The organism is Erythrobacter sp. K21-9 (assembly GCF_055808355.1).
The window spans coordinates 3,183,796-3,206,323 of record NZ_CM147866.1 but is presented as its reverse complement, the minus strand read 5'-3'; the positions used below and the strand labels follow the sequence as shown (position 1 = coordinate 3,206,323).

Annotated in this window: 24 protein-coding genes, 1 tRNA gene and 2 pseudogenes; 10 read left to right on the top strand and 17 right to left on the bottom strand. The window is 62.5% G+C overall.

Going from position 1 to position 22,528, the window contains the following annotated elements; genetic code table 11:
- Nucleotides 1-4: 4 nt before the first annotated feature.
- The 3 genes from AC0L39_RS16530 to AC0L39_RS16520 all read right to left on the bottom strand — a co-directional run bounded on the left by AC0L39_RS16530 (nt 5) and on the right by AC0L39_RS16520 (nt 2,695).
- Nucleotides 5-904 carry a TonB family protein gene (locus AC0L39_RS16530; protein ID WP_473259501.1) on the bottom strand — a complete coding sequence of 300 codons (900 nt, stop codon included), beginning with the start codon at nt 902-904 and terminating at the stop codon, nt 5-7.
- Between the two features lie 78 nt (nt 905-982).
- The gene (locus AC0L39_RS16525; protein ID WP_473259499.1) at nt 983-1,915 is read right to left on the bottom strand and encodes an electron transfer flavoprotein subunit alpha/FixB family protein; all 933 of its coding nucleotides are present in this window, start codon (nt 1,913-1,915) and stop codon (nt 983-985) included.
- Nucleotides 1,916-1,948: 33 nt separating this feature from the next.
- Entirely contained in the window at nt 1,949-2,695 is a 747-nt protein-coding gene (locus AC0L39_RS16520) for an electron transfer flavoprotein subunit beta/FixA family protein (RefSeq protein WP_473259497.1), read from the bottom strand.
- 203 nt (nt 2,696-2,898) lie between these two features.
- Between AC0L39_RS16520 and AC0L39_RS16515 the strand changes: the two genes are divergently transcribed.
- A complete protein-coding gene (locus tag AC0L39_RS16515; protein ID WP_473259495.1) occupies nt 2,899-3,450 on the top strand; it encodes a DUF6265 family protein in 552 nt (183 codons plus the stop codon).
- 25 nt (nt 3,451-3,475) lie between these two features.
- Here the strand turns inward: AC0L39_RS16515 and sucC are convergent, their stop codons facing one another.
- Nucleotides 3,476-4,675: an ADP-forming succinate--CoA ligase subunit beta gene (gene sucC / locus AC0L39_RS16510; protein WP_473259493.1), complete on the bottom strand. Its 1,200-nt coding sequence runs from the start codon at nt 4,673-4,675 to the stop codon at nt 3,476-3,478.
- Between the two features lie 114 nt (nt 4,676-4,789).
- Here sucC and AC0L39_RS16505 point away from each other — a divergent pair, with 114 nt between their 5' ends.
- Nucleotides 4,790-5,566 carry a 3'(2'),5'-bisphosphate nucleotidase CysQ gene (locus tag AC0L39_RS16505; RefSeq protein ID WP_473259490.1) on the top strand — a complete coding sequence of 259 codons (777 nt, stop codon included), beginning with the start codon at nt 4,790-4,792 and terminating at the stop codon, nt 5,564-5,566.
- Between the two features lie 65 nt (nt 5,567-5,631).
- Here AC0L39_RS16505 and AC0L39_RS16500 read toward each other — a convergent pair.
- Nucleotides 5,632-6,331: pseudogene (locus AC0L39_RS16500) on the bottom strand (YiaD family glycine zipper/OmpA-like lipoprotein).
- 172 nt (nt 6,332-6,503) lie between these two features.
- On the opposite strand from AC0L39_RS16500, the pseudogene AC0L39_RS16495 reads away from it, so the two are divergent.
- Nucleotides 6,504-7,803, top strand: a pseudogene (locus tag AC0L39_RS16495) (hemolysin family protein).
- Nucleotides 7,804-7,818: 15 nt separating this feature from the next.
- Here the strand turns inward: AC0L39_RS16495 and AC0L39_RS16490 are convergent.
- The 11 genes from AC0L39_RS16490 to AC0L39_RS16440 form a co-directional block, all read right to left on the bottom strand.
- Nucleotides 7,819-8,229, bottom strand: coding sequence for a DUF3035 domain-containing protein (locus AC0L39_RS16490; protein ID WP_473259488.1), 411 nt, complete (start codon nt 8,227-8,229; stop codon nt 7,819-7,821).
- 2 nt (nt 8,230-8,231) lie between these two features.
- Nucleotides 8,232-8,762, bottom strand: coding sequence for a signal peptidase II (lspA, locus tag AC0L39_RS16485; RefSeq protein WP_473259486.1), 531 nt, complete (start codon nt 8,760-8,762; stop codon nt 8,232-8,234).
- Nucleotides 8,755-11,745 carry an isoleucine--tRNA ligase gene (gene ileS / locus AC0L39_RS16480; protein ID WP_473259484.1) on the bottom strand — a complete coding sequence of 997 codons (2,991 nt, stop codon included), beginning with the start codon at nt 11,743-11,745 and terminating at the stop codon, nt 8,755-8,757. The genes lspA and ileS overlap by 8 nt, the downstream gene beginning before the upstream one ends.
- Before the next feature lie 69 nt (nt 11,746-11,814).
- Complete coding sequence (locus AC0L39_RS16475; protein WP_473259482.1) at nt 11,815-12,048, bottom strand: hypothetical protein; 234 nt, start codon at nt 12,046-12,048, stop codon at nt 11,815-11,817.
- Complete coding sequence (locus AC0L39_RS16470) at nt 12,029-12,865, bottom strand: glycerophosphodiester phosphodiesterase family protein (RefSeq protein ID WP_473259480.1); 837 nt, start codon at nt 12,863-12,865, stop codon at nt 12,029-12,031. Before AC0L39_RS16470 ends, AC0L39_RS16475 begins: the two co-directional genes overlap by 20 nt.
- On the bottom strand, nt 12,862-13,788 hold the full coding sequence (locus AC0L39_RS16465) for a bifunctional riboflavin kinase/FAD synthetase (RefSeq protein ID WP_473259478.1): 927 nt from the start codon (nt 13,786-13,788) through the stop codon (nt 12,862-12,864). The genes AC0L39_RS16470 and AC0L39_RS16465 overlap by 4 nt, the downstream gene beginning before the upstream one ends.
- The gene (locus AC0L39_RS16460; RefSeq protein WP_473259476.1) at nt 13,788-14,321 is read right to left on the bottom strand and encodes a dihydrofolate reductase; all 534 of its coding nucleotides are present in this window, start codon (nt 14,319-14,321) and stop codon (nt 13,788-13,790) included. The genes AC0L39_RS16465 and AC0L39_RS16460 overlap by 1 nt, the downstream gene beginning before the upstream one ends.
- A complete protein-coding gene (locus AC0L39_RS16455; RefSeq protein WP_473259474.1) occupies nt 14,318-15,397 on the bottom strand; it encodes a 5-(carboxyamino)imidazole ribonucleotide synthase in 1,080 nt (359 codons plus the stop codon). Before AC0L39_RS16455 ends, AC0L39_RS16460 begins: the two co-directional genes overlap by 4 nt.
- Nucleotides 15,397-15,891 carry a 5-(carboxyamino)imidazole ribonucleotide mutase gene (gene purE, locus AC0L39_RS16450; protein WP_473259472.1) on the bottom strand — a complete coding sequence of 165 codons (495 nt, stop codon included), beginning with the start codon at nt 15,889-15,891 and terminating at the stop codon, nt 15,397-15,399. The genes AC0L39_RS16455 and purE overlap by 1 nt, the downstream gene beginning before the upstream one ends.
- 14 nt (nt 15,892-15,905) lie before the next feature.
- Nucleotides 15,906-16,592: a 2,3-diphosphoglycerate-dependent phosphoglycerate mutase gene (gene gpmA, locus AC0L39_RS16445; RefSeq protein ID WP_473259470.1), complete on the bottom strand. Its 687-nt coding sequence runs from the start codon at nt 16,590-16,592 to the stop codon at nt 15,906-15,908.
- A 60-nt stretch (nt 16,593-16,652) separates the two neighbouring features.
- Nucleotides 16,653-16,802 (bottom strand): hypothetical protein, encoded by a 150-nt coding sequence (locus AC0L39_RS16440; protein ID WP_473259468.1) that lies wholly within the window; start codon nt 16,800-16,802, stop codon nt 16,653-16,655.
- Nucleotides 16,803-16,892: 90 nt separating this feature from the next.
- Between AC0L39_RS16440 and AC0L39_RS16435 the strand changes: the two genes are divergently transcribed.
- From AC0L39_RS16435 to AC0L39_RS16405, 7 genes are all read left to right on the top strand, one after another.
- Nucleotides 16,893-16,967, top strand: a tRNA-Thr gene (locus AC0L39_RS16435).
- Nucleotides 16,968-17,150: 183 nt separating this feature from the next.
- Nucleotides 17,151-17,915: an SDR family NAD(P)-dependent oxidoreductase gene (locus AC0L39_RS16430; RefSeq protein WP_473259467.1), complete on the top strand. Its 765-nt coding sequence runs from the start codon at nt 17,151-17,153 to the stop codon at nt 17,913-17,915.
- 30 nt (nt 17,916-17,945) lie between these two features.
- Nucleotides 17,946-18,914 carry a thiamine pyrophosphate-dependent dehydrogenase E1 component subunit alpha gene (locus AC0L39_RS16425; RefSeq protein ID WP_473259466.1) on the top strand — a complete coding sequence of 323 codons (969 nt, stop codon included), beginning with the start codon at nt 17,946-17,948 and terminating at the stop codon, nt 18,912-18,914.
- On the top strand, nt 18,914-19,900 hold the full coding sequence (locus AC0L39_RS16420) for an alpha-ketoacid dehydrogenase subunit beta (RefSeq protein ID WP_473259465.1): 987 nt from the start codon (nt 18,914-18,916) through the stop codon (nt 19,898-19,900). Before AC0L39_RS16425 ends, AC0L39_RS16420 begins: the two co-directional genes overlap by 1 nt.
- 4 nt (nt 19,901-19,904) lie before the next feature.
- Entirely contained in the window at nt 19,905-20,135 is a 231-nt protein-coding gene (locus AC0L39_RS16415) for a biotin/lipoyl-containing protein (protein ID WP_473259464.1), read from the top strand.
- Nucleotides 20,136-20,346: 211 nt separating this feature from the next.
- Nucleotides 20,347-20,673, top strand: a complete 327-nt coding sequence (locus AC0L39_RS16410) for a nuclear transport factor 2 family protein (protein ID WP_473259463.1) — start codon at nt 20,347-20,349, stop codon at nt 20,671-20,673.
- Nucleotides 20,673-21,602, top strand: a complete 930-nt coding sequence (locus AC0L39_RS16405) for an SDR family oxidoreductase (RefSeq protein ID WP_473259462.1) — start codon at nt 20,673-20,675, stop codon at nt 21,600-21,602. The genes AC0L39_RS16410 and AC0L39_RS16405 overlap by 1 nt, the downstream gene beginning before the upstream one ends.
- A gap of 168 nt (nt 21,603-21,770) precedes the next feature.
- Here the strand turns inward: AC0L39_RS16405 and AC0L39_RS16400 are convergent, their stop codons facing one another.
- The gene (locus AC0L39_RS16400) at nt 21,771-22,523 is read right to left on the bottom strand and encodes an SDR family NAD(P)-dependent oxidoreductase (RefSeq protein ID WP_473259460.1); all 753 of its coding nucleotides are present in this window, start codon (nt 22,521-22,523) and stop codon (nt 21,771-21,773) included.
- Nucleotides 22,524-22,528 lie beyond the last annotated feature (5 nt).

Below are 22,528 nucleotides of genomic sequence, written 5' to 3'. Positions count from 1 at the left end.
CCGCCTAGCGGCTCATCCGGTAGGTGATACTCGTCAGATAATAGGACGGCATGGGTTGACCTTCAGCATCGAGCGCCGGGGCGAATGTCGCATTGTCCATTGACCTGCAAGCCGGCGATTCGAGCGATTCGGTGAGCGTCGCCTTGTATATCGCGCAGTGCGTGACCTTTCCCTCAGCGTTTACGTTCACCCGCATCCGCATGATGCCCTGCTCTCCGCGCCGTAAAGCTGTGCGTGGATATTTGCCTGCTATCCGAGAACTTACCGTCTTGCTGTTTGTCCACTTTACCCGGCGAATGGCCGTCTTGTGCTGCTCAAGATCGAGCCCCCATACGGTAATGAGGTTTTCCGAGCATTTGTTCATGACCGTTAACGCTTCGGACAAGTCATCGATCATCAGCCTGACCATGCGGTTGCCCTGCTTGAGCGTGATTGCGTTCACGCTGCGAGCGTAATCGATGTCGATCGAGGGAAGCACCGGCTGGCCCGAGGCTTCGGAGTTATCGTCACTGTCATCATTATCCTCCTCGAATGATAAAGATGAGTAGATCACCGCCGCACCGATGCCCTCCACGTCGCCAATCATGGGCGTTGTGGGCCGCATATCCTGAGCATCGCCGAACTGGACTTCAACTTCGCGGCCCGCACGAAAGCGGTCGAAGCTGGGGCCAGCCGCGGTGAAGCCGAACTTCTTGCGCGGTCCCCATTGATCGAAGAAGATCAGATGGCGGTTTTCACCTTTGCCGTAAGCCCGCGCGAGGCGGCACTTGTTGTCCCCGAAATCGACGTTCCAGTTCGTGCTGGGCTCAATGACAACCGGCTCGTCACCGACCGCAGCCTTGACTGGGGCAATGCCAAGCAGCCCGGCTGCTGCTGCGAGACTGGCGAGTGCGTGAAACCGCATAAACAAAAACCTCCGCTGCGCAGATTAGCGCAGCGGAGGCCTTTGACAATCTTCAGTTTTTCGAAAGGGCGCGCGCCCTTACAGCGCGTTCGTCAGTTCGGGGACCGCATTGTAAAGGTCCGCGACGAGGCCGATGTCTGCGACCTGGAAAATCGGTGCGTCTTCGTCCTTGTTGATGGCGATGATAACCTTGGAATCCTTCATCCCGGCAAGGTGCTGGATCGCGCCCGAAATGCCGATGGCGATGTAGACCTCCGGTGCGACAATCTTGCCGGTCTGGCCGACCTGGTAATCGTTTGGCACATAGCCTGCATCGACCGCAGCGCGCGATGCGCCGATGGCCGCGCCGAGCTTGTCGGCGAGCGGGTTGATGATCTGCTCGAAGGTTTCGCTGTCCTTCAGCGCGCGGCCGCCCGATACGATGACGTTGGCGCTCGCAAGTTCAGGCCGGTCGCCGCCATCGGCGACTTCACGGCTGACGAAGCTTGAGATACCGGCGTCGCCGGGACCGCTCGCGTCTTCGATTGTCGCAGAGCCGCCCTCGGTTTCGGCCTTCTCGAACGCGGTTCCGCGCACGGTGATGACCAGCTTGGGATCGGAGGACTGCACGGTTGCGATCGCGTTCCCGGCATAGATCGGACGGGTGAAGGTCTTGTCGCCTTCGACCGAAAGAATGTCCGAAATCTGCATCACATCGAGGTGCGCAGCGACGCGCGGGGCGATGTTCTTGCCCGAAGTCGTGGCGGGCGCGAGGAAGGCGTCGTAGCCATCCATCAGACCCGCGACGAGCGGTGCGACGTTTTCCGCGAGGAATTCGCCGTAAGCGGCATCGTCCGCCTTTAGCACCTTGGCCACGCCTGCGATCTTGGCGGCTTCCTCGGCGACCGATCCGCAATCGTGACCGGCGACCAGAGCGGTCACTTCGCCGATCTGCGAGGCAGCGGTGACCACTGCGAGAGTTGCGTCATTGACGCTGTTATTGTCGTGTTCGACCAGAACCAGAGTGTTCATGTCCGTAATATCCTTTCCTGCTCGCGGGGCGCCTCAAGCGATCCCGAGCGCCTTGATCTTCTCGACCAGCGCGGCGACGTCTTCGACCTTTTCACCGGCCTGACGGACGGGCGGTTCGGCAACGTTGGTGGTGGTGAGACGCGGGGCGATATCTACGCCGTAATCCGCCGGCGTCTTGCTATCGAGCGGCTTCTTCTTCGCCTTCATGATGTTCGGGAGCGAGGCATAGCGCGGCTCGTTCAGGCGAAGGTCGGTGGTGACGATGGCCGGAAGCGTCAGCTTGACGGTTTCGAGGCCCCCATCGACTTCGCGCTTAACCGACACGCTGTCACCGTCCACTTCGACGGTGTTGGCGAAAGTGCCCTGCGGACGGCCCATCAACGCGGCAAGCATCTGGCCAGTCTGGTTGCTGTCATCCGAAATGGACTGCTTGCCCAGCAGGACGAGGCCAGGCTGTTCTTCATCGGCAATCGCCTTGAGGATTTTGGCGACGGCGAGCGGTTCGACCTCTTCATCGGTCTCGACAAGGATCGCGCGGTCTGCACCCATGGCGAGCGCGGTGCGCAGCGTTTCCTGCGCCTTTGCCGGGCCGATGGAAACGGCGACGATTTCTTCGGCCTTGCCCGATTCCTTGATCCGGATCGCTTCTTCGACCGCGATCTCGTCGAACGGGTTCATGCTCATCTTGACGTTTGCAAGATCAACGCCCGAGCCATCGGCTTTCACGCGCGGCTTCACGTTGTAATCGATCACCCGTTTGACGGGGACGAGGATTTTCATGTGATTTCCTTTCCCATTGGCGTGGCGACGCGGTTACGCGCCGTGCACGGCGAAACTTTCGAGACGCGACCTAGATTGCGTTTACGTAAACGTCAAGTTGATCGTCCTATCGAAATAGCAACGAACAGGGCGGTGCGCCTGTTCCAGCATCGCTAGGTGATTTTGCCCGCGCGCGCTATATTAGCGGGCACCTGGAGGATTTTATGCGGCAATTATTCAGCGCAGCCTTGGCGGCAGCAGCGATTCTGGCGGGCCCTGCAAACGCGCAGGAGGCCGAACAGGAGATCAGGCCGGAGACCCGGCTGGGCGCGGATGGTTTCGAATCGCCTCCTGCCACGCTCGACCAGATGGACTGGCTTGCCGGGCAGTGGTCGGGCGAGGGTATCGGCGGCGCCCCGGCAATGGAAAGCTGGCTTCCTCCGAGCGGCGGCACGATGGTCGGCACGTTCGTGCAAGAAACCGGGGAGGGCGCGATCCGCTTCACCGAAATTCTCTACCTCATGCAGGAAGAGGACACTCTGGTGCTGCGGCTCAAGCATTTCAACGCCGACCTGACCGGCTGGGAGGAAAAGGACGAGATGCTCACTTTTCGCCTCGTCGCGGTCGAGCCGTGCGCGGCGTATTTCCATGCGCTGACCTTGCGCTGCGCCGACCCACAGGCTCCGGGCAAGGGACTGGTCGCCGCCGTCCGCATGAAAAGCGAGCCGGAAATCAGTGAGCTGGTTTTTCGATTTGATCGCGTAGGCGGAGACTGAACCTCCGCCCACGCGACCGCATCGATCACGCCGCCTGCTTGACCTCGGCGACGATCTTTTTCGCCGCGTCGCCCAGATCGTCCGCCGCTACGATGGGCAGGCCCGAACCCGCAAGGATGTCCTTGCCCTTCTGGACATTGGTGCCTTCGAGCCGAACGACCAGCGGAACCGACAAGTTCACTTCCTTCGCTGCGGCGACGATGCCGTCGGCGATGATGTCGCACTTCATGATGCCGCCAAAGATGTTGACGAGGATGCCTTCCACCGCCGGGTCCTTGAGGATGATCTTGAAGGCGGCTGTGACCTTTTCCTTGGTCGCGCCGCCGCCCACGTCGAGGAAGTTGGCCGGGAATGCTCCGTTCAGCTTGATGATGTCCATCGTCGCCATTGCAAGACCGGCGCCGTTGACCATGCAGCCGATGTTCCCGTCGAGCTTGATATAGGCGAGATCGTATTCGCTCGCCTCAACTTCGGCAGGGTCTTCCTCGGTTTCATCCCGCATTTCCTCGACATTAGGGTGGCGATAGAGCGCGTTGCCATCGAAGCTCATCTTGGTGTCGAGCACGAGCAGCTGTCCATCTTTCGTTTCGACCAGCGGGTTGATTTCCAGCATCTCGCAGTCGAGCGACATGAACGCGGTGTAGAGCTGTTTTGCCAGCTTCTGACACGCCTTGTTCACAGCGCCGTCCAGCTCGAGCGCATACGCCACGGCGCGGCCATGATGCGGCATGAAGCCCTGCGCCGGGTCGATCGTGATCGTCGTGATCTTCTCGGGCGTGTTGTGGGCGACATCCTCGATATCCATGCCGCCTTCGGTCGAGGCGACCATCGCGACCCGTCCGGTTGCGCGGTCGACCAGCATGGCAAGGTAATATTCGCTTTCGATATCCACGCCATCGGTCACATAGAGGCGGTTGACCTGCTTGCCCTCATCGCCGGTCTGGATCGTGACCAGTGTGTTGCCGAGCATGTCGCGCGCGTCGGATTCGACGTCTTCGATGCTCTGGGCGAGGCGCACGCCGCCTTTCGCGTCCTCGGGCAGCTCCTTGAACTTGCCCTTGCCGCGTCCGCCAGCGTGGATTTGTGCCTTCACGACATAGAGCGGTCCGGGCAGCTGCTTGGCCGCGGCCACCGCTTCTTCGACGGTAAGGGCGGCATGGCCATCGGGAACAGCGATGCCGCGTTCCTTGAGCAATTCCTTGGCCTGGTATTCGTGGACGTTCATGGCAGCGTGATCCCTTTGTTCTGATCGCTGGGGAGAGACTCGTGTTGATGACCGCCCTAAGGGGGTTCGCACGACTTGAAAAGTGGCGAGTGTGCCTTCACGACAGGACCTCTCATGATTGACAGGTCTCGCCTTCTCGAAATCGTCCGCGAAGCGGGCCGGATAGCCCATTCGCGCTGGCCGGGGGCAGGGCATGCGCTGCACAGCTGGGAAAAGACGCCGGGCGATCCGGTGAGCGAATCCGACCTCGAAGTGGACCGGTTCCTGCGGCGGGAGCTGGCCGCGCTTCTGCCATCGGCCGGATGGCTTTCGGAGGAAAGCGTGGATGACAAGGCGCGCATGGGCAGCGACCTGTTATGGCTGGTCGATCCGATCGACGGAACGCGCGATTTCGTGCGCGGGCGCACCGGCTGGGCGATTTCGGTCGCGCTGGTGAATGCGGGCAAGCCGTTGATCGGGATACTCGCGGCACCTGCGCGCGGCGAGGAATGGTGCGCGGTCGCCGGACAGGGAGCGACGCTCAACGACAAACCGCTTGCCGCCAGCGCGCGGCGGAAATTCAGCGGTGCGCGCGTGCCTGTGGACCAGCTTCCGAGCGCCGATTCGGACCTCGTCGCGGTCGAAAAGCCCAATTCCATTGCCCTGCGCATCGCGATGGTGGCAGACAACCGCGCCGACCTTGTCGTTACCCTGCGCTGGGGGTTCGAGTGGGATGTTGCCGCGGCGACACTGATCGCGCGCGAAGCTGGCGCAGTGGTGTCGGACGCCTTTGGACAGCCGCTCGCCTATAACAAGCACGATCCGCGCGATTTCGGGGTGCTGGTCTGCGCGCCCGGAATACACACCGAAGCCGTCGCACGGCTGGCCGAGCGCGCGGCGCAGCTGCGATAGGGTTCCGATAAAAAAGGGGCCAGTCCCTGCGGACCGGCCCCCCTTGATTGGTGTTCGCAAAGAAATCAGTTGGCAGCGCGCGCGGCTGCAACGTCATCCTGTGTGACCGGAATGATCTTGATTTCGACGCGGCGGTTGAGCGGCTCGTTCACCCCGTCACCGGTCTTCACGCGAAGATAGTCATAGCGTTCACCGTATCCTTCCGTCTCCATCCGGGCGCGGGCGACACCGCGCGAGGCGAGATAGTTCGCCACCGCATCGGCGCGCTGTTCGGACAGGCGCTGGTTGAGCGCTTCCGAACCGGTCGTGTCGGTAAAGCCGTAAATATTGATGAGGCTGTTGGGATACTGCACCAGGCTGTCTGCGACGGTGTTGAGCGTGTCGTAAAAGCCGGGATTGATGTCGAGCCGAACCGCTGGCGAAGGTAACGCCATCGGGCAGGCGCACGAGAATCGCATCGCCATCGCCGATTTCCTCGACATCGACGCCGCTGCCTGCGGTCTGCTCGTCGAGTTCCTTGATCTGGTCATCGAATTGCTTGCCGACCACTGCGCCGGCGCTGCCGCCGATGCCTGCTCCGATGATGCGGGCGGTGTCGCCGCCGACCACGCCGCCAAGCAGGTAGCCGAGCGTGCCGCCCACCGCAGCACCGATTCCGGTGCGCGAAACCTTTTGTTCGCCGGTATTGGGGTCGGTGACACAGGCGCTGGTGCCCAGAAGCGCGAGAGCGGCGGTGCCCGAAAGCAGGATGCGTGTTGTTTTCATTGTATTATCCTCCAGAAATTATTCTTGAACTCCGTGCTCAATCAATTGCTGGCGGCGCAACACGTTCCTGAAAATATCGCCCAGCCTTGCGTGTGGTGCGTCACATGTTTTCGCACGGCTGGCAGCGATCGCCGGGCTGGCAAGTCGGACCATTTGTGCTAGCGGGATGGGCGTGACACCATTTCCCTGGACAGACCTGCTCATCATTGCCGGGCTCATCGTGCTCAACGGCGTGTTCGCCATGTCCGAGCTGGCGATCGTTTCGGCCAAGACCTCGCGCCTGCAAGCCCGGCGTGAGGATGGCTCCGTGAGCGCCCGGATCGCTTTGCGGCTGGCGGAGGAGCCGGGCAAATTCCTGAGCACGGTGCAGATCGGCATCACGCTCATCAGCATCATCGCCGGTGCCTATTCGGGTGCAAGCCTTGGCGGCCCACTGGGCGAGCGACTGGCGCTGCTCGGCGTGCCTGCCGACATTGCGGGCGATGTCGGGTTCATCATCGCCATCGCGTTCACAACCTACTTCACGCTCGTCGTTGGCGAGCTGGTGCCCAAGCAGCTTGCGCTCAAATCGGCTCGTCCCGATTGCGCTGGTCATGGCGCGGCCAATGGACTTACTGGCGCGCGTTGCCGCGCCGCTGGTGTGGCTGCTCGACAAATCGTCGGCAACGCTCATCGCGCTCTTCGGCATCCGGTCGAAGGGTCAAAGCTCGCTAACGGCTCAAGAGCTGCAGATGATTTTTGCCGAAGCGACCCGGTCCGGCGTGATCGAGGTCGAACAGCGCCAGATCCTGACCGGTGTGGTTCGCCTGGCCGAGCGGCCCGTGCGCGAAATGATGACGCCGCGCACCGAGATCGACTGGATCGAGGCCGATGCAGACAATGAGCAGATCAAGCAAGCGATCGACGACAGCCCGCATTCACTCCTCCCCGTCGCCGAGGGTGCGCCCGATGCGATCCTCGGCATCGTCAAGGTCCGCGAAGTGCTTGCCGCGCTGGTCGCGGGCGAGACGGTCGTGATCCGCGACATGATGCACAAGGGCGAGGTCGTGCCCGACCAGCTCGACGCGCTCGATGCGCTGCGGGTCCTGCAATCCTCCGATATCGCGATGGCCGTGGTCCACGACGAATACGGCCATTTCGAAGGGATCGTGACCCCGGTCGACCTGCTGGTTGCAATCGCAGGCAATTTCGCCAGCGACCTCGACCAAGGCGATATCCCGCAAATCGTTGAACGCAAGGACGGGTCGCTGCTCGTATCGGGCGCTCTGTCAGCGGACGCGCTCGCCGACCGGCTCGGCCTCGATTACGGCGAAGACCGCGAGTTCGGCACGGCGGCGGGCTATGCGCTGTCAGTGCTCAAACGGCTGCCGGTTGCGGGGGAAACCTTCAGCGACCAGGGCTGGCTGTTTGAGGTGGTCGACATGGACAACCGCCGGATCGACCAGATGCTGGTGCGCCGCGAAGTTATCTAGTCGGAGGGCGGAAAATCAGCCCGGTATGACCGCCTGCGCCGCCTGGCCGTCACCTTCGGGCGCGGCGATGATGTCGCGGGTTACGCGGCCCTTGGCGACGGTATTCGTGCCCGGATCGCCGACCTGTGAACGAATTCCCGGAGCAGCCGCACCCGCGCGGTCGATCGCGCTGGTTTCGATCTGGCTGCGCGGGGCCGTGCCGCCGAACAGCGCCTCAAGCGCCTGATCCTGCGCCGTGCCCTCGACCGGACGCGGTGCGCCGGGTGCGGGCGGGGTGAGCGTGAAATCCGGCGGGACCACCAGCGGGGCCTGCCGCTGCACGGCAAACTCGTCCGGACGGTCGCGGTTGAAAATTCCGTTGCCGCCGCACGCGGCCAGCATGGCGCTGCCGGCGGTCAGGAGGATGACGGTCTTTACAATACGCATATTCAATTCTCCGATGGGACGGTCTTGGCGTCCAGTTCGTCATCATCCTTTTCGCTGAGGAACAGGCTCCGCGCAAGGATGATGACAACGCCGATGGTGATAGCCGCATCGGCGACGTTGAAAATGAGGAAGGGGCGGAACGTGCCGAAATGCAGGTCGGCATAATCGATGACATATCCCAGGTCCCAGCGGTCGCGGATATTGCCGATCGCCCCGCCCAGGATCATCGCCAGCCCGGCGATATCGCCGAGCTTTTTCTCGCGCAGCATCCACACGAACACGATCAGCGCGATGGCGGCGGTCATCGCCACCAGCAGAAACCGCATTTCCATGTTCGTCGCCTGCAACATGCCAAGCGATATGCCCCGGTTCTCGGTATAGGTGAGATCGAAAAACGGCAGCAGCTCGATATTGCGCACTTCGCGCAAGGCGAGCGGGCCGATCACATACCACTTGATCACCTGGTCGGCGACCGCGATGAAGATGGCGAGCACCAATCCGATGATCCGGTTGCGGGTGAAAAGATCAGCCACTGACGGGCTCCTCGCCGACGACGCTTGCGCACCGCCCGCACAGGTCGCCGTCTTCCGGCACATCGGGCAGCAAGCGCCAGCAGCGCCCGCATTTGGCATCGGTGGATTTGGCGACAGTCACTTCGTCCGCTTGCCCGCGCGTCACTGTCCCGGTGATGAACAATTCGGCAAGCTGCTCATCGCTTACACCCTCGGGCACGGCACTGGCGGGCACGGTGACGACGGCTTCGTTGCTTGAGCGGATGACCTTGTCGCGGCGCAGCGGCTCGATCGCCTCGGTCACGCGTTCACGGAGCGCGCGCAGCTTTTCCCACTTCGCGCGGTCGGCGGGCACGGCGGGCACGCTCGGCCATTCGAGCAGGTGAACGCTGCCCTCCTGCTCGCCGTCCTCGGGATAGCGGGTTTGCCACACTTCTTCAGCGGTAAAGACCAGCACCGGCGCGGCATAGCGCACCAGCGCGTGGAACAGCAGGTCGAGCACGGTGCGATAGGCGTTGCGAGCGGTCGATTCCGGCCCGTCGCAATAGAGCGTGTCCTTGCGAATATCGAAGAAGAACGCGCTGAGGTCCTCATTGCAGAAATCGACCAGCAGGCGGGTGTAGGTGTTGAAGTCGTACTCCATCGCTGCCTTCTTGAGCTTGCCATCAAGCTCGCTCAGCAGCGACAGGACATACAGCTCCAGTTCGGGAATCTCGCCGCTGTCGGACATGTCCCCGACGAATCCGTCGAGCGCGCCGAGCAGGTAGCGGAAGGTGTTGCGCAGGCGGCGATACTGGTCGCCCACGCCCTTGATGATTTCATCGCCGATGCGGTGATCTTCGGTGAAATCGACGCTCAGCGCCCACAGCCGGATGATATCCGCGCCGGTCTGTTCCATCATCTTGACCGGATCGGTGGTGTTGCCGAGCGATTTCGACTGCTTCTTGCCCTTGGCATCCATCGTGAAGCCGTGGGTCAGCACCTGATCGTAGGGCGCACGGCCCCGCGTGGCACAGCTTTGCAGCAGCGAGGACTGGAACCAGCCGCGATGCTGGTCGGACCCTTCGAGATAGAGATCGGCGGGCCATTGCAGGTCCGGCCAGCGACCTGATTCCAGCACGAAGGCGTGGGTGCAACCGCTATCGAACCACACGTCGAGGATGTCGGTGACCATCTCGTAGTCGTCCGGATTGTGATCGTCGCCGAGAAATTCGGCCTTGCGCGCCTCGTCCCATGCATCGACGCCGTCCTTGTGCACGGCGGCGACAATGCGCGCATTGACCGCCTCGTCCTGCAGGTACGTGCCATCGGGACGCACGAACAGCGTGATCGGCACGCCCCATGCGCGCTGGCGGGACAGCACCCAGTCGGGGCGGCCTTCGACCATCGAGCCGATGCGGTTTCGGCCCTTTTCAGGGATGAACTTCACGCGCTCGATTTCCTCCATCGCACGCTCGCGCAGGGTCGGAGCGGCGCAGAGTGTCTCTTCGCTCTGGTCGATGGCTCCGCCTTCGCTTTCCCAGCTGCGATCCTCGGGCGTTTTCGGCTCGAGCCACGGCAAGTCCTTGTCCATCGGCACAAACCATTGCGGCGTGCAGCGATAGATGACCTTGGCCTTGGAGCGCCATGAATGCGGGTAGGAGTGTTCGTAGTCTGCACTCGCACTGAGCAGCGCGCCTGCTTCGCGCAGATCGTTGCAGATCGGCCCGTCGGGCGCGTTGAAGGGCTTGTTGATGACGCTGCGGCGGCGCTCGTCATCCCCGCCGAGCCAGAGCCAGTCGTCGCGATAGCGGCCATCGTCCATGACCGCGAAGACCGGATTGATGCCGTTCGCCTTGCACAGCTCGAAATCGTCCTCGCCGTGATCGGGCGACATGTGGACGATGCCGGTGCCGCTCTCGGTAGTAACGAAATCGCCCGCAAGCATCGGGCGCGGCGTGGCGTAGAACCCGCCGAGATGGTGCATCGGGTGGCGGACCTTGGTTCCGGCCAGGTCGGAGCCTTTGCCTGACCAGGCTTCTTTGAAGGTAACCTGCTCGGCAAGCATCATAACGCCGCCGAGCCGAGTGGAAGCAGTTTGCGCCAATCCTTTCCTTAGGTGATCAAGCCGTTCCCTCGCCAAGATAAAAGTCTGTGTCCGTTCATCAAAATTCGCATTTGTGTTCGGGTCGCCAGGCCTTGAAGTTTGGACTAGACGTGGCTCAATGTATTTGACTGCTACATATTCAACCTCCGGCCCATAGGCCAAAGCCTGATTGACCGGGATCGTCCAAGGGGTCGTCGTCCAGATCACCGCGTGCGCCCCGACCAACTCCTCAATCGGGCTTTCGGTGATCTCGAACGCCACGTCGATCTGCGGCGAGTCCGTCAGGTCCTCATATTCAACCTCAGCCTCGGCCAGCGCGGTCTTCTCCACCGGCGACCACATCACCGGCTTGGACCCGCGGTACAGGTTCCCCGCTTCGGCAAACTTCATCAGCTCGGCGACGATCGTGCCTTCGGCCTGCGGGTCCATGGTGAGATAGGGATTGGCCCAATCGCCCATGATGCCAAGACGCTTCAGCTGCTCGCGCTGGGTATCGACCCAGTGCTGCGCATAGGCGCGGCATTCGGCGCGGAATTCCTTTGCGGGAACCTCGTCCTTGTTCTTCTTCTTCTTGCGGTACTGCTCCTCGACCTTCCACTCGATGGGCAGGCCGTGGCAATCCCAGCCCGGCACGTAGGGTGCGTCCTTGCCCATCAGGTTCTGCGCGCGGCACACCATGTCCTTGAGGATGTGGTTGAGCGCATGGCCGATATGCATGTCGCCATTGGCGTAAGGCGGGCCGTCATGGAGGATAAACTTCTCGCGGCCCGCGCGCGCCTCACGCAGTTTCGCGTACAGATCGATCTCGCGCCAGCGCGCCTCGATACCCGGTTCCTTCTGCGGAAGGCCGGCTTTCATCGGGAAATCGGTCTTGGGCAGGAAGACCGTATCTTTGAAGTCGCGTTTGCTGTCTGACATATCGGAAGGCGCGTTAGGGCATCTCGCGGCTGCGATAAACCCTAATTGAGCGGCTTGGTTCTGACCGCCCTATTCCTGTCTGCGTCTTTCCAGCGCCGCCTGCGCCGCGTCGATTTCTTCCTGGCTGCGATCATCGAAGCTGGGAAACAATGCCGGCATCGCGGTAAAGCCGTCCTCGACCCAGACGTAACCGTTGAAGGAATTGGGGATTTCGGTGAATTGTTCGGGCAGGGTGAGGCCGGTATTGGGCTCGCCCTCCACATACGGCCCGGTGACGATGACCTCACCGCCATAGGCTTCCATCCGCGCGATCAGGCGGTTGGGCCAGCCCCAGAACGGCCATTGATAATTGACCGGGATCACCATCGTCTTGCCGCGGCAGCTTTCGGGCAGGTAGCCGCTCCAGCCGACCGCGATGTAATCTTCCGCGCAGGTGCGCGCCTCGTGCCGGGCTCCACGCCCACACGTCGGGGTAAAGCTCGCGGATGCGGTTCACCGGGGCCGGGTGCCCGTAGAACGCATCGCCGCGCGCCGCCGGGTCGCGGCCCAGTTCTGCGAGTTTTGCCGCGACAAGATCCGCCTCGCCCGCATCACCCGATTTGAAATTGTACATCAGCCGGTCGCGCACCCGCAGCGCCTCCACGCCTTCTTCCAGCGTCGGCATTGCGCCCACACCCTGCCCGCGAAAGGGATAGGTCCTGCCGCCATCGGCGGTGTAGCCATAGCCGATATCGAGCGCTTTCAGCTCCGCAAGCGTCGCGCCGCGCACTTCGCCGCTGCCATCGGTGCGGCAATCGAGCGTCCAGTCATGGAACAGCACGATTTCTCCGTCACTGGTGGGCGCGATATCGACCTCGACCAGCCACGCGCCGAGTTTCTGCGCGCGCTTGATCCCGGCGACGGTGTTTTCGAGATAGTCATGATAGGGCTGCTCGATACGGGTCGCGGTGCAGGTGTCGCGCTCAACCCCGGTGCGGTCGAAATCCTGCGCGAGGCCCCGGTGCGCGATCAGCTTGGGCGCGCCAGCGGGATTGGGGGCGAGCCAGCTGGCATTGGTGACCGACAGGATCAGGAAAAGGACGGCGAACGCCATCCCGCCCCACAGTGCAAATTTCCTCATGAAAGCAGCCGTTTAGCCTCATCGCAATCGCGCTCCATCTGCTCCGTCAGCGCATCCAGAGTATCGAATTTCGCCTCGCCGCGCAGGAAGTGGTGGAAAGCGACCTCGATTTCCTGGCCATAGAGATCGCCGGAGAAATCGAAGAAATAGGGTTCAAGCAGCTCCTTGGGCGGCTCGAATTGCGGGCGGATGCCGAGATTGGCCGCGCCTTTCAGCTCCTCGCCGGTGCTGAGGATACGGCCCGTCACGGCATAGACGCCGTACCGGGGGCGCAGATAGCTTTCGACCGAGACGTTCGCGGTGGGATAGCCAAGCTTGCGCCCATTCTTGTCGCCGTGCTCGACAATGCCCCGGATCGCGAAGGGGCGGGTGAGAAGCTGCGCGGCGAGCTGCGGATTACCCTCGCGCAGCGCCTCGCGCACTCGGCTGGAGGAGACGACCTCGCCTTGCCCTTTTACTGGCTCGACCACGCGGCTTTTCAGGCCGTGTTCGCTGCCGAAGCCGCGCAGCAGGTCGACATTGCCCTTCGCTCCCTGGCCAAACGTGAAATCCCCGCCGGTCACCACGCCATGCGCGCCGAAGCGCTCACACAGGATCTCGGTGATGAAATCTTCCGCGCTGGTGCTCGCCAGTGCCTTGTCGAAGTGAAACACCAGCATCGCGGTCGCGCCTGCCGCGAGGTAGAGCTCCTGCCGCTGCTCGAGCGTTGTCAGGCGGAAGGGCGGCACATCGGGCCTGAAAAAGCGCACCGGATGCGGGTCGAACGTGGCGATGATCGAAGGGCGGCCCTCTTCATGCGCCCACTTGATCGCCTCGCCAGCGACGGCCTGATGCCCCGAGTGAAAACCGTCGAAATTCCCGAGCGCGATCACCGCCCCGCGCAGCGCGCCGGCAACCTCTTCGCGGTGATCGAGCCAGCGCATCAGGCGATGCCCCGCGCCTTGTGATCGGTCGCTCTTTCATAGGTGACGAAAGCGTAAGCGGGTGTGTCGCCATCAGCCGCAAAATCCTCGCGCGCGGTCACGATCCATTCCTCGCCGAGCGGTTTCATGAAGGTGTCGCCGGGAAAATCGCGGTCGATTTCGGTCACCTCGATCCGCTGGGCGAGGGCGCGGAATACGTCGTAGATCGCCGAACCGCCAACCACGCAAATCTCGCCCGTATCGTTGTCCCGCTGTGCAAGCACCAGCGCTTCGGCAACCGAATGCGCGATCTCAGCCCCTTCGCTGTCCCAATGGTCGCGGCGCGACAGCACGATGTGGCGGCGACCGGGAAGCAGGCCGGGCAGGCTCTCGAACGTCTTGCGGCCCATGATCATGGGCTTGCCCATGGTGAGCGCCTTGAACCGCTTGAGATCGTCGGGCAGGTGCCACGGCAGGCGTCCTTCATAGCCGATCGCGCCGTTGGCGGCGCGGGCGTAAATGAGGACGATTTCAGGCTCGGCAGGGGCGTTCACGGCAGGTTGTGGCTCACTCGCGTGACATGGCCCATCTTGCGCCCGGAGCGTGCCTCGCGCTTGCCGTAGAGATGCAGGTGCGGCTCGCCGCTCTCGGCGAGGATGGAGTGCGCGGTGAGCGCATCCTCGCCGACGATATTGCGCATGTCCACGCTGGCAAAGCGGGTGGCGGTTTCGCCCAGCGGCAGGCCGCATATGGCGCGGATGTGGTTCTCGAACTGGCTCGTCGCAGCCCCTTCGATGGTCCAGTGCCCGGAATTGTGCACGCGCGGTGCCATTTCGTTGAACACCGGCCCGCTTTTCGTGGCGAAGAATTCGAGCGTCAGCACGCCGACATAATCGAGCGCTTCGGCGGTCTTGGAGGCGATATTGCGCGCCGCCTCGACCTGGCTTTCGACCAGATCGCCTGCTGGCAGTACGCAATGGACCAGCATGCCGCCCTGGTGTGTGTTCGCGGTCGAATCCCAGAAGCGCACTTCGCCATCCCGTCCGCGCACGAGGATGACCGAGAATTCGGTCTCGAACGCGACCATGCCTTCATAGATGCAGGGCCGACCCGGAAAGCGGACGCCCTGTGCATCATGCGCATTGCCGATGCGCCACTGGCCCTTGCCATCATAACCATCGCGCGCGGTCTTGAGGATGCCGGGCGCGCCGATCTGCTCGACCGCGCGGGCGAAATCGTCATCGCTTTCCACCCGCATGTAGGGCGCGCATCTGGCACCGAGCTGCTCGACGAACTGCTTTTCCTGCAACCGGTCCTGCGCGATGCCCAGCGCCTTTGGATGCGGAGCGAGCATGGTTTCCGGAACGACCTCGACCGCGGATAGCGGGACGTTCTCGAATTCCCACGTGACGATGTCGCACTGCGAAGCAAACGCCGCAATCGCATCGCGCTCGCCCCAGCCATTTTCGAAGAAATCGGCGCAGGCAGAGGCCGCGATGTTATCGCCCGGCGGGGCGTAGCCGATGGTGCGATACCCGAGCTGCGCGGCGGACATCGCCATCATCCGGCCAAGCTGACCTCCGCCAAGGATGCCGATGGTCGATCCGGGGGCAAGTGGTGTGCTGGCCATCAGTCTACCGGTGCCTCGCCGACATCTGCGGTGCGCGATGCGCGCCAATCCTGAAGCCGCTCGGACAGCTCTTCATCTGACAAGCCAAGGATCGCGGCCGCCATCAGGCCGGCATTCCTTGCACCTGCTTCACCGATGGCCAGAGTGCCGACAGGAATTCCGGCGGGCATCTGCACGATGGAGAGCAGGCTGTCCCAGCCCGACAGTGCCTTTGACTGCACGGGCACGCCAAGGACAGGCAGATGGGTCATCGCCGCGATCATGCCGGGCAGGTGCGCCGCTCCGCCTGCGCCTGCGATAATCACGTCGAAGCCTTCGCCTTCGGCGCCTTTTGCAAAGGCGCTCATGCGGTCAGGCGTGCGGTGGGCGGAGACGATCCGCGCCTCGTGCTCGACTTCCAGTTCGCCCAGCACTTCGGCGGCGCATTTCATCGTCGGCCAGTCCGATTGGCTGCCCATGACGATTGCGACCCGTCCCTTGTTTTCTGCCCCCATGAGCGGTGCGATCCTCAGCTGTCTTTCAGGTAGTACCGTTCGCCCGGCACCATATCGTTATCGAAGTCATAGATGATCGGCTGGCCTGTGGGAATCTCCAGCCCCGTTATGTCCTCGTCGGAGATGTTCGACAGGTGCTTGACCAGCGCGCGCAGGCTGTTGCCATGCGCGGAGATGATGACCGTCTCGCCGCTGCGCAGGACCGGCAGGATGTCGCTTTCCCAATAGGGCAGGACGCGCTCGATCGTGAGCTTCAGGCTTTCGGTGTTCGGGACGGCGATGCCATCATAGCGCGGATCGGCACCGGGATCGTATTTGCTGCCCGGCTCCATCGGAGGGGGCGGGGTGTCGAAGCTGCGCCGCCAGATATGCACCTGTTCATCACCGTGCTTGTCGCGCGTTTCCTGCTTGTTGAGCCCGGTCAGCCCGCCATAATGACGTTCGTTAAGGCGCCAGTCCTTGATCACCGGCAGCCACAGCCGGTCCATCTCTTCCAGCGCGAGATTGAGCGTCTTGATCGCGCGGGTCTGGTAGGAGGTGAAGGCGATGGTGGGCAGGACGCCCTTCTCCTTCATCAGCGTGCCCGCCGCCTTGGCCTCGGCCACGCCCTTTTCGGTGAGGTCGACGTCCCACCAGCCGGTGAAGCGGTTTTCGAGGTTCCACTGGCTCTGCCCGTGGCGCACGAGGATCAGTTTGGGCATTTGCTCTCCGAATTGTTTAGCTTCGGGCATTGGTTTCTAGAAGATCATCTGCCCGATCCACTAGCCCTGGTCGCCATCCTTGGAAACCCCGCTCGCGTCCGATTCGCTGCTCAATGCGCGCCCTTGCGCTTTACGGCGGCGCAGGTTCTCGCGCAGTTTTGCTGCGAGACGCTCTTCACGCGACAGATTCTTGCTCTTGTCTTCACTCATGCGAAATGCCTTGCCGTTATCGGCGGCAGGCTTCAAGCCATGCTTGACATTGCGGGCCGACGCGACAATAGCGCGCGCCTGTTTGAGAGTGCCGCGGTAGCTCAGTGGTAGAGCGCGTCATTGGTAATGACGAGGCCGAGAGTTCAATTCTCTCTCGTGGCACCATTCTCCCTTATTTGTTGACCCTCAGACGCCGGGCGCGAGCCATCCGGCCCGCTTGGATTGGCCTGCGGCTCGCACCATTCCAAGTCGTTCTCCCTCCACTACCCCCACTTTTGACGAGTGCGCTTTGCCGCTGCGCTCCGCTATCCCTTGTCCTTCACACAGGACGCATTGGGAGAGCTTGCGATGGATCTGGGACTCAAGGGCAAGAAAGTCATCATGAACGGCGGCGCGCACGGGCTGGGCCTTGCCTCGCTCAAACTGTTTGCAGCCGAGGGCGCCGACGTCGCGTTCTTCAGTCGCAAGGACGACAAGATCGAAGCCGCCAAGAAAGCGATCGACGCCGCCGGTCCGGGCAAGGTCTTTGCCGAAGTGTTCGACATGAACGATGGCGGCGATGCCTACAAAGCATGGCTGGAAAAGGCCGCTGGCGAGCTGGGCGGGTGCGACATCTTCATCCACACCGCATCCAGCTCCGGCACGGGCGGCACCGGCGATTGGCAGAACGCGCTCGATTTCGACATCATGGGCGCGGTCAACGGGGTCGAGGCGCTGACCCCGCATCTCGACAAGTCGGACAGCGGATCGATTGTCTTCATGTCTTCGACCGCCGCGCTCGAGACCTTCATCGCACCGCAAGCCTTCAATGCCTTGAAAGCCGCGCTGATCACTTATGGCTCGCAGCTGTCGCAGGCGCTCGCGCCGCAGGGCATCCGAGTGAACTGCGTGTCGCCCGGCGCGATCTATTATCCCGGCGGCAACTGGGAGGTCATCGAAGGCGCCATGCCCGAGCTGTTCCAGGGCACGCTGGCGAAAATGCCGATGGGCCGGTTCGGCAACGATACCGAGGTTGCCAACGCCATCGTCTTCACCGCCAGCCCCGCCGTTCCGTACATGACCGGCGCGAACATCGTGGTCGATGGCGGGTTTACCCAGCGCGTCCAGTTCTAAGCACACCTCAAAACAGGAAGGCCCGATCCCATGGCTGAGATAGAACGCGACAAGTTGCTCGACATCTACACCCGCACGATGAAGGTGAACCGCACCGACGAAAAATTCCGCGAGCTGCTGATGCAGGGCAAGGTTGCCGTCATGTATTACTGCGTGCGCGGGCAGGAGCTGGTCTCCGCTGCTGCTATGGCTGCGCTGGAGAAAGACGATTACGTCGTATGCACCTATCGCGGGCAGGGCGAACAAACCGCCAAGGGCATTCCGATCGAGAAATGGTGGGGCGAATGCCTCGGCAAGGCGACCGGCACCTGCAAGGGCAAGGGCGGCACGATGCACATCACCGATCCCGACACCGGCATCATGGTCACGACCGGCGTGGTCGGCAGCGGCATTCCCATCGCCAACGGGCTTGCCATGGCGAGCCAGAACAATGGCGATGGACGCGTAACGCTGGTCAGTTTTGGCGACGGTGCGGCCAATATCGGCGGCTTTCACGAGGCGATGAACATGGCCCAGCTCTACAAGCTGCCGGTCGTCTTCCTGTGCCAGAACAACCGCTATGGTGAGCACACCGCCTATGCCGATCACACCGACAGCCCGGATATTTCCAGCCGCGCCGAAGGCTACGGGATGAAGGGGATCAAGGTCGACGGCAACAACGTCAACGAGGTTTACCCCGCTATGGAAGAGGCGGTCGAGCACGCGCGCAGCGGCAAGGGGCCGGTGCTGGTCGAGGCCATGTGCTACCGCATGATGGGCCACTTCTTCGGCTCCGATTTCTCCTACATGCCGCCCGAGCACATTGAAGAAATGAAGGCTGAAGACCCGCTGCCCAAACTGCGCAAGGTCATGCTCGAGCGGCAGTTCACCGAAGAGGAGCTGGACAAGATCGTCGCCGATATCGACGCCGAGATCGACGCAGCGGTCCAGCATGCGCTCGACGCGCCGCTGCCGGATACGGACGAGATCTACAAAGACGTGCTTGAGGAGACGGCCTGATGGGCAAGATAACCATGACGCAGGCGCTCAACCTCGCCATCGACGAAGCGATGGCCGAAGATGACGGCGTGTTCTGCCTGGGCGAGGACGTCTCCGCCAAACAGGGCGGCGGCGTGTTCAAGGTCACGCAGGGTTTGAGCGAGAAATACGGCGAGCACCGCATCCGCGCGACGCCGATCTCCGAAACCGCCATCATTGGCGCAGCGGTAGGTGCAGCGCTCGCCGGGCAGCGCCCGATTGCCGAGATCATGCTGATGAACTTCGTCGGCGTGTGCATGGACCAGATCGTCAATCACGCGGCCAAGCTGCGCTTCATGTCGGGCGGCCAGACGCCGTGCCCGATCGTGATCCGCACCACCACCGGCGTCGGCGTTGGCTTTGGGGGGCAGCACTCCGACATGCTGGAGGCGTGGTTCGCCCATGTCGCCGGGATGCACGTGGTCACCCCGTCCAACGCCGCCGATGCGCGCGGGCTGATGCGCTCTGCCATCGATGCCAATGACCCGGTCGTCTTTATCGAGAACATCCTGTGTTACGGGCTCGAATCCGAAGATCCGGGCGAGGGGTACCGCGCGCCGCTGGGTAAGGCGGCGGTGGCGAAGGAAGGCAGCGACCTCTCGCTCATCACCTATGGCCGCACCGTGCTCGACGCGATGGAGGTCGCGGGCGAGCTGGAGAAGGAAGGCGTCAGCGTCGAGGTCGTCGACCTGCGCACCATTGCGCCCTACGACGAGGAAACAGTGCTCGCATCGGTCAACAAGACGGGCCGCGCACTGACCCTGCACGAAGCGGTCCGGCCCTTCGGCGTGGGTGCGGAAATCGCTGCGAACATCCAGGAAAAATGCTGGGACAATCTGAAAGGTCCGGTGCGCCGGATCGGGGGCACATTCTCCGCCGTGCCGTTCGCGACTCATCTGGAGCAGGCATGGATCCCGCAAAAGAGCGATATCGCCGAGCAGATCAAAGCGTCGGTAGGAAAGGACTAAACCTTTGGCCGAAGAAATCCGCATCCCGAAACTCGGCATGAGCGCCACCGAGGTCACCCTGTCCGAATGGATGTTCGGTGAGGGCGAGCAGGTCGCGAAGGGCGACATCATCTACACCGCCGAAACCGACAAGACGACCGTCGAGATCGAAGCGCAGGCAGCCGGCACGATCCATCCGACCGGTGAAGAGGGCACAAAATACAAGGTCGGCGACGTTATCGGCACGATCGGGTAGCCGCATGTCCTCAAGTAGCAAAGCGATAGGACAAGAAAAGACGCCCTCAAGTAGCAAAGCGGTAGGGCAAGAAAAGTCGCCCTCAAGTAGCAAAGCGATAGGACAAGAAAAGACGCCCTCAAGTAGCAAAGCGGTAGGGCAAAACGAACTCACACCGCGCGAAATTCAGGCTGCTGTCTATGCCGCAGCCGGAGCGCGCGATTGGGACACCGTGGAATCGCTCCTCCACCCCGATTTCGTGCTGTATGAGGCCGACTGTCTTCCGTTTGCAGGGGAATGGCGCGGCAAGGATGCGCTGCAACGCTGCGCGGCAGCGATGTATGGCACCTGGGCCGAGGCGAAGGTCGATATTCACGACATCACCGGCGGCGATACCCACGCCGTGACCGTGCTGACCCTGACCATGACTCCCAAGGGAGAGGGCGAGACCTTCAGCCAGACCGTGTGCGAAATGGGCGAATTCGAAGGGGGCCTGATGAAGAGCCTGCGCATCCATTATTTCGATGCCGCTGAAGTTGCAGCCAAGGCGGACAGTTGATGGCAATCGAAAAGGTTTGCGCGCTGGGCGCGCCCGCCGATCAGGGCCAGCCGCTGGTCGCAGAACTGCTTGGCGCCGGGTTCGACGTCACTGCCGGTGTCCGGCGCGAAAATGCGATGGCGGACACGCCGTGGCCTGGTCTGCCGACGGTCCATGCCGACATCACCGATGCCGATGCGATGGCGAACGCCTTTGCCGGACAGGATGCCGCCGCGTTTCACCTGCCGTTCGAATTCGACCGCGCGAAGGCGGCGCATTTCGGCCAGCAAATTGCCGCCGGGGCGAAGCGCGCAGGGCTGAAGAAGATCGTCTTCAACACCGCCTGCTATGTCGCGGATCACGATCTCGATCTGTCCGCGCATGATGGAAGGCGCGATATCGAGCGGGCGCTGGAAGAGACCGGCATACCGTGCGTTTTCATCGAGCCGACCGTGTTCATGGACAACCAGTACCGCATCTGGACCCGGCCCCTGATCATGCGCGACGGGGTGTTCGCCTATCCGGCCAAGCCCGACCTTCAGATCAACTGGGTGTGCCTCGAAGACGTAGCGCAGGCGATGCGCCGCGCGCTTCAGACCGATGCCGCCGATGGGCAGCATGTGCCGCTGGGCGGGCCGGAGGCGCTGGTCGGGGACCAGGTCGCCGCCAACCTGTCGCAAGCGATTGGCAAGCCGGTGCGTTTCCAGAGCCTCGCTCCGGAAGAATTCGCCGCCCGCATGAGCGAGCTTGTCACCGGATCGCGCGAAATTGCGCCCTTGAGCATTTATGACGGCATGGCGAAGTTCTACGCATTCTACAATTCGCAAGCCGTCTCACCGCTGCTGGTCGACCCGCAGGATGCGCGCGACCTGCTGGGCATGGAGCACACTTCGCATCTGGAATGGGCGAAGTCGAAGGACTGGACGGCGGGCCTGGAAGGAATGAACTAGCTTTCCTACACGCGCCCGAAATGCGACGGCGACGCAGGTTTTCTGAAAACCGGACTCGCGAAAATGTTGGAGAAGTGTCACCCGTATCCTACACACCAAACTATAGGCAATTCAATGGCTTGATGTGTATGATACGGATGACAACCTGCCGGATTTGTCACCCGTTCCCTACAGGGTCTGCCCGTCATCCAAGACGAAATCGCTGCCCGTCACAAACTCCGCTGCATCCGAACACAGGAACAGCAGCGGCCCGTCCAGCCCTTCCTCGCCCATCAGGCGCCGTTTGGGAAAGCGGGCGATCTGCTTCTTGCCCGGATCGGTATCGAACCACGCATCGTTGATCGCGGTGCGGATATAGCCGGGCGAGATCGTGTTGACGCAGATCCCGGCGCGCGCCCATTCGCGGGCCATGCTGCGCGCGGCCTGCACCACGCCTGCCTTGCTGGCGGAATAGGCGACGAGGCCGGGCGAGGGCTCGAACGCGGTGATGGAGGCAATCATGACGATGCGGCCCTTCGGTGAGCCTGCGGCAATCATGCGGCGCGCGCCTTCCCGCGCGGTCAGGATCGCGCCTTTGAGGTTGATCGAAAGTGTGCGCTCGATTTCGTCTTCGGAGATATCGGACATCATGCCGGCCCCATCGACGCCTGCATTGGCGATCACGGTATCGACCGTCCCGAAAGCGTCCTCGGCGGCATCGAACCCGGCGATGATATCGGCCTCTCTCGCGACGTCCATCTCGATCGCCGCTGCCTTACTCCCGATCTCGGATGCGAGCGCTTCAAGCCGGTCCTTGCGCCGTGCCCCGAGCGCGACATTTGCGCCGCTGCCCGCGAGGATGCGGCCAAATCGCGAGCCAAGGCCGGAAGACGCGCCGGTAATAAGCGCGGTGCGCCCCGTGAGGTCGACTGAAATGGTCATGCGAT

Coding starts and splice junctions, on each gene's coding strand:
- AC0L39_RS16530 (WP_473259501.1), bottom strand. CDS start 904: ATGCGGTTTCACGCACTCGCCAGTCTCGCAGCAGCAGCCGGGCTGCTT.
- AC0L39_RS16525 (WP_473259499.1), bottom strand. CDS start 1,915: ATGAACACTCTGGTTCTGGTCGAACACGACAATAACAGCGTCAATGAC.
- AC0L39_RS16520 (WP_473259497.1), bottom strand. CDS start 2,695: ATGAAAATCCTCGTCCCCGTCAAACGGGTGATCGATTACAACGTGAAG.
- AC0L39_RS16515 (WP_473259495.1), top strand. CDS start 2,899: ATGCGGCAATTATTCAGCGCAGCCTTGGCGGCAGCAGCGATTCTGGCG.
- sucC (WP_473259493.1), bottom strand. CDS start 4,675: ATGAACGTCCACGAATACCAGGCCAAGGAATTGCTCAAGGAACGCGGC.
- AC0L39_RS16505 (WP_473259490.1), top strand. CDS start 4,790: ATGATTGACAGGTCTCGCCTTCTCGAAATCGTCCGCGAAGCGGGCCGG.
- AC0L39_RS16490 (WP_473259488.1), bottom strand. CDS start 8,229: ATGCGTATTGTAAAGACCGTCATCCTCCTGACCGCCGGCAGCGCCATG.
- ileS (WP_473259484.1), bottom strand. CDS start 11,745: ATGTCAGACAGCAAACGCGACTTCAAAGATACGGTCTTCCTGCCCAAG.
- AC0L39_RS16475 (WP_473259482.1), bottom strand. CDS start 12,048: ATGGAAGCCTATGGCGGTGAGGTCATCGTCACCGGGCCGTATGTGGAG.
- AC0L39_RS16470 (WP_473259480.1), bottom strand. CDS start 12,865: ATGAGGAAATTTGCACTGTGGGGCGGGATGGCGTTCGCCGTCCTTTTC.
- AC0L39_RS16465 (WP_473259478.1), bottom strand. CDS start 13,788: ATGCGCTGGCTCGATCACCGCGAAGAGGTTGCCGGCGCGCTGCGCGGG.
- AC0L39_RS16455 (WP_473259474.1), bottom strand. CDS start 15,397: ATGGCCAGCACACCACTTGCCCCCGGATCGACCATCGGCATCCTTGGC.
- purE (WP_473259472.1), bottom strand. CDS start 15,891: ATGGGGGCAGAAAACAAGGGACGGGTCGCAATCGTCATGGGCAGCCAA.
- gpmA (WP_473259470.1), bottom strand. CDS start 16,592: ATGCCCAAACTGATCCTCGTGCGCCACGGGCAGAGCCAGTGGAACCTC.
- AC0L39_RS16440 (WP_473259468.1), bottom strand. CDS start 16,802: ATGAGTGAAGACAAGAGCAAGAATCTGTCGCGTGAAGAGCGTCTCGCA.
- AC0L39_RS16430 (WP_473259467.1), top strand. CDS start 17,151: ATGGATCTGGGACTCAAGGGCAAGAAAGTCATCATGAACGGCGGCGCG.
- AC0L39_RS16425 (WP_473259466.1), top strand. CDS start 17,946: ATGGCTGAGATAGAACGCGACAAGTTGCTCGACATCTACACCCGCACG.
- AC0L39_RS16420 (WP_473259465.1), top strand. CDS start 18,914: ATGGGCAAGATAACCATGACGCAGGCGCTCAACCTCGCCATCGACGAA.
- AC0L39_RS16405 (WP_473259462.1), top strand. CDS start 20,673: ATGGCAATCGAAAAGGTTTGCGCGCTGGGCGCGCCCGCCGATCAGGGC.
- AC0L39_RS16400 (WP_473259460.1), bottom strand. CDS start 22,523: ATGACCATTTCAGTCGACCTCACGGGGCGCACCGCGCTTATTACCGGC.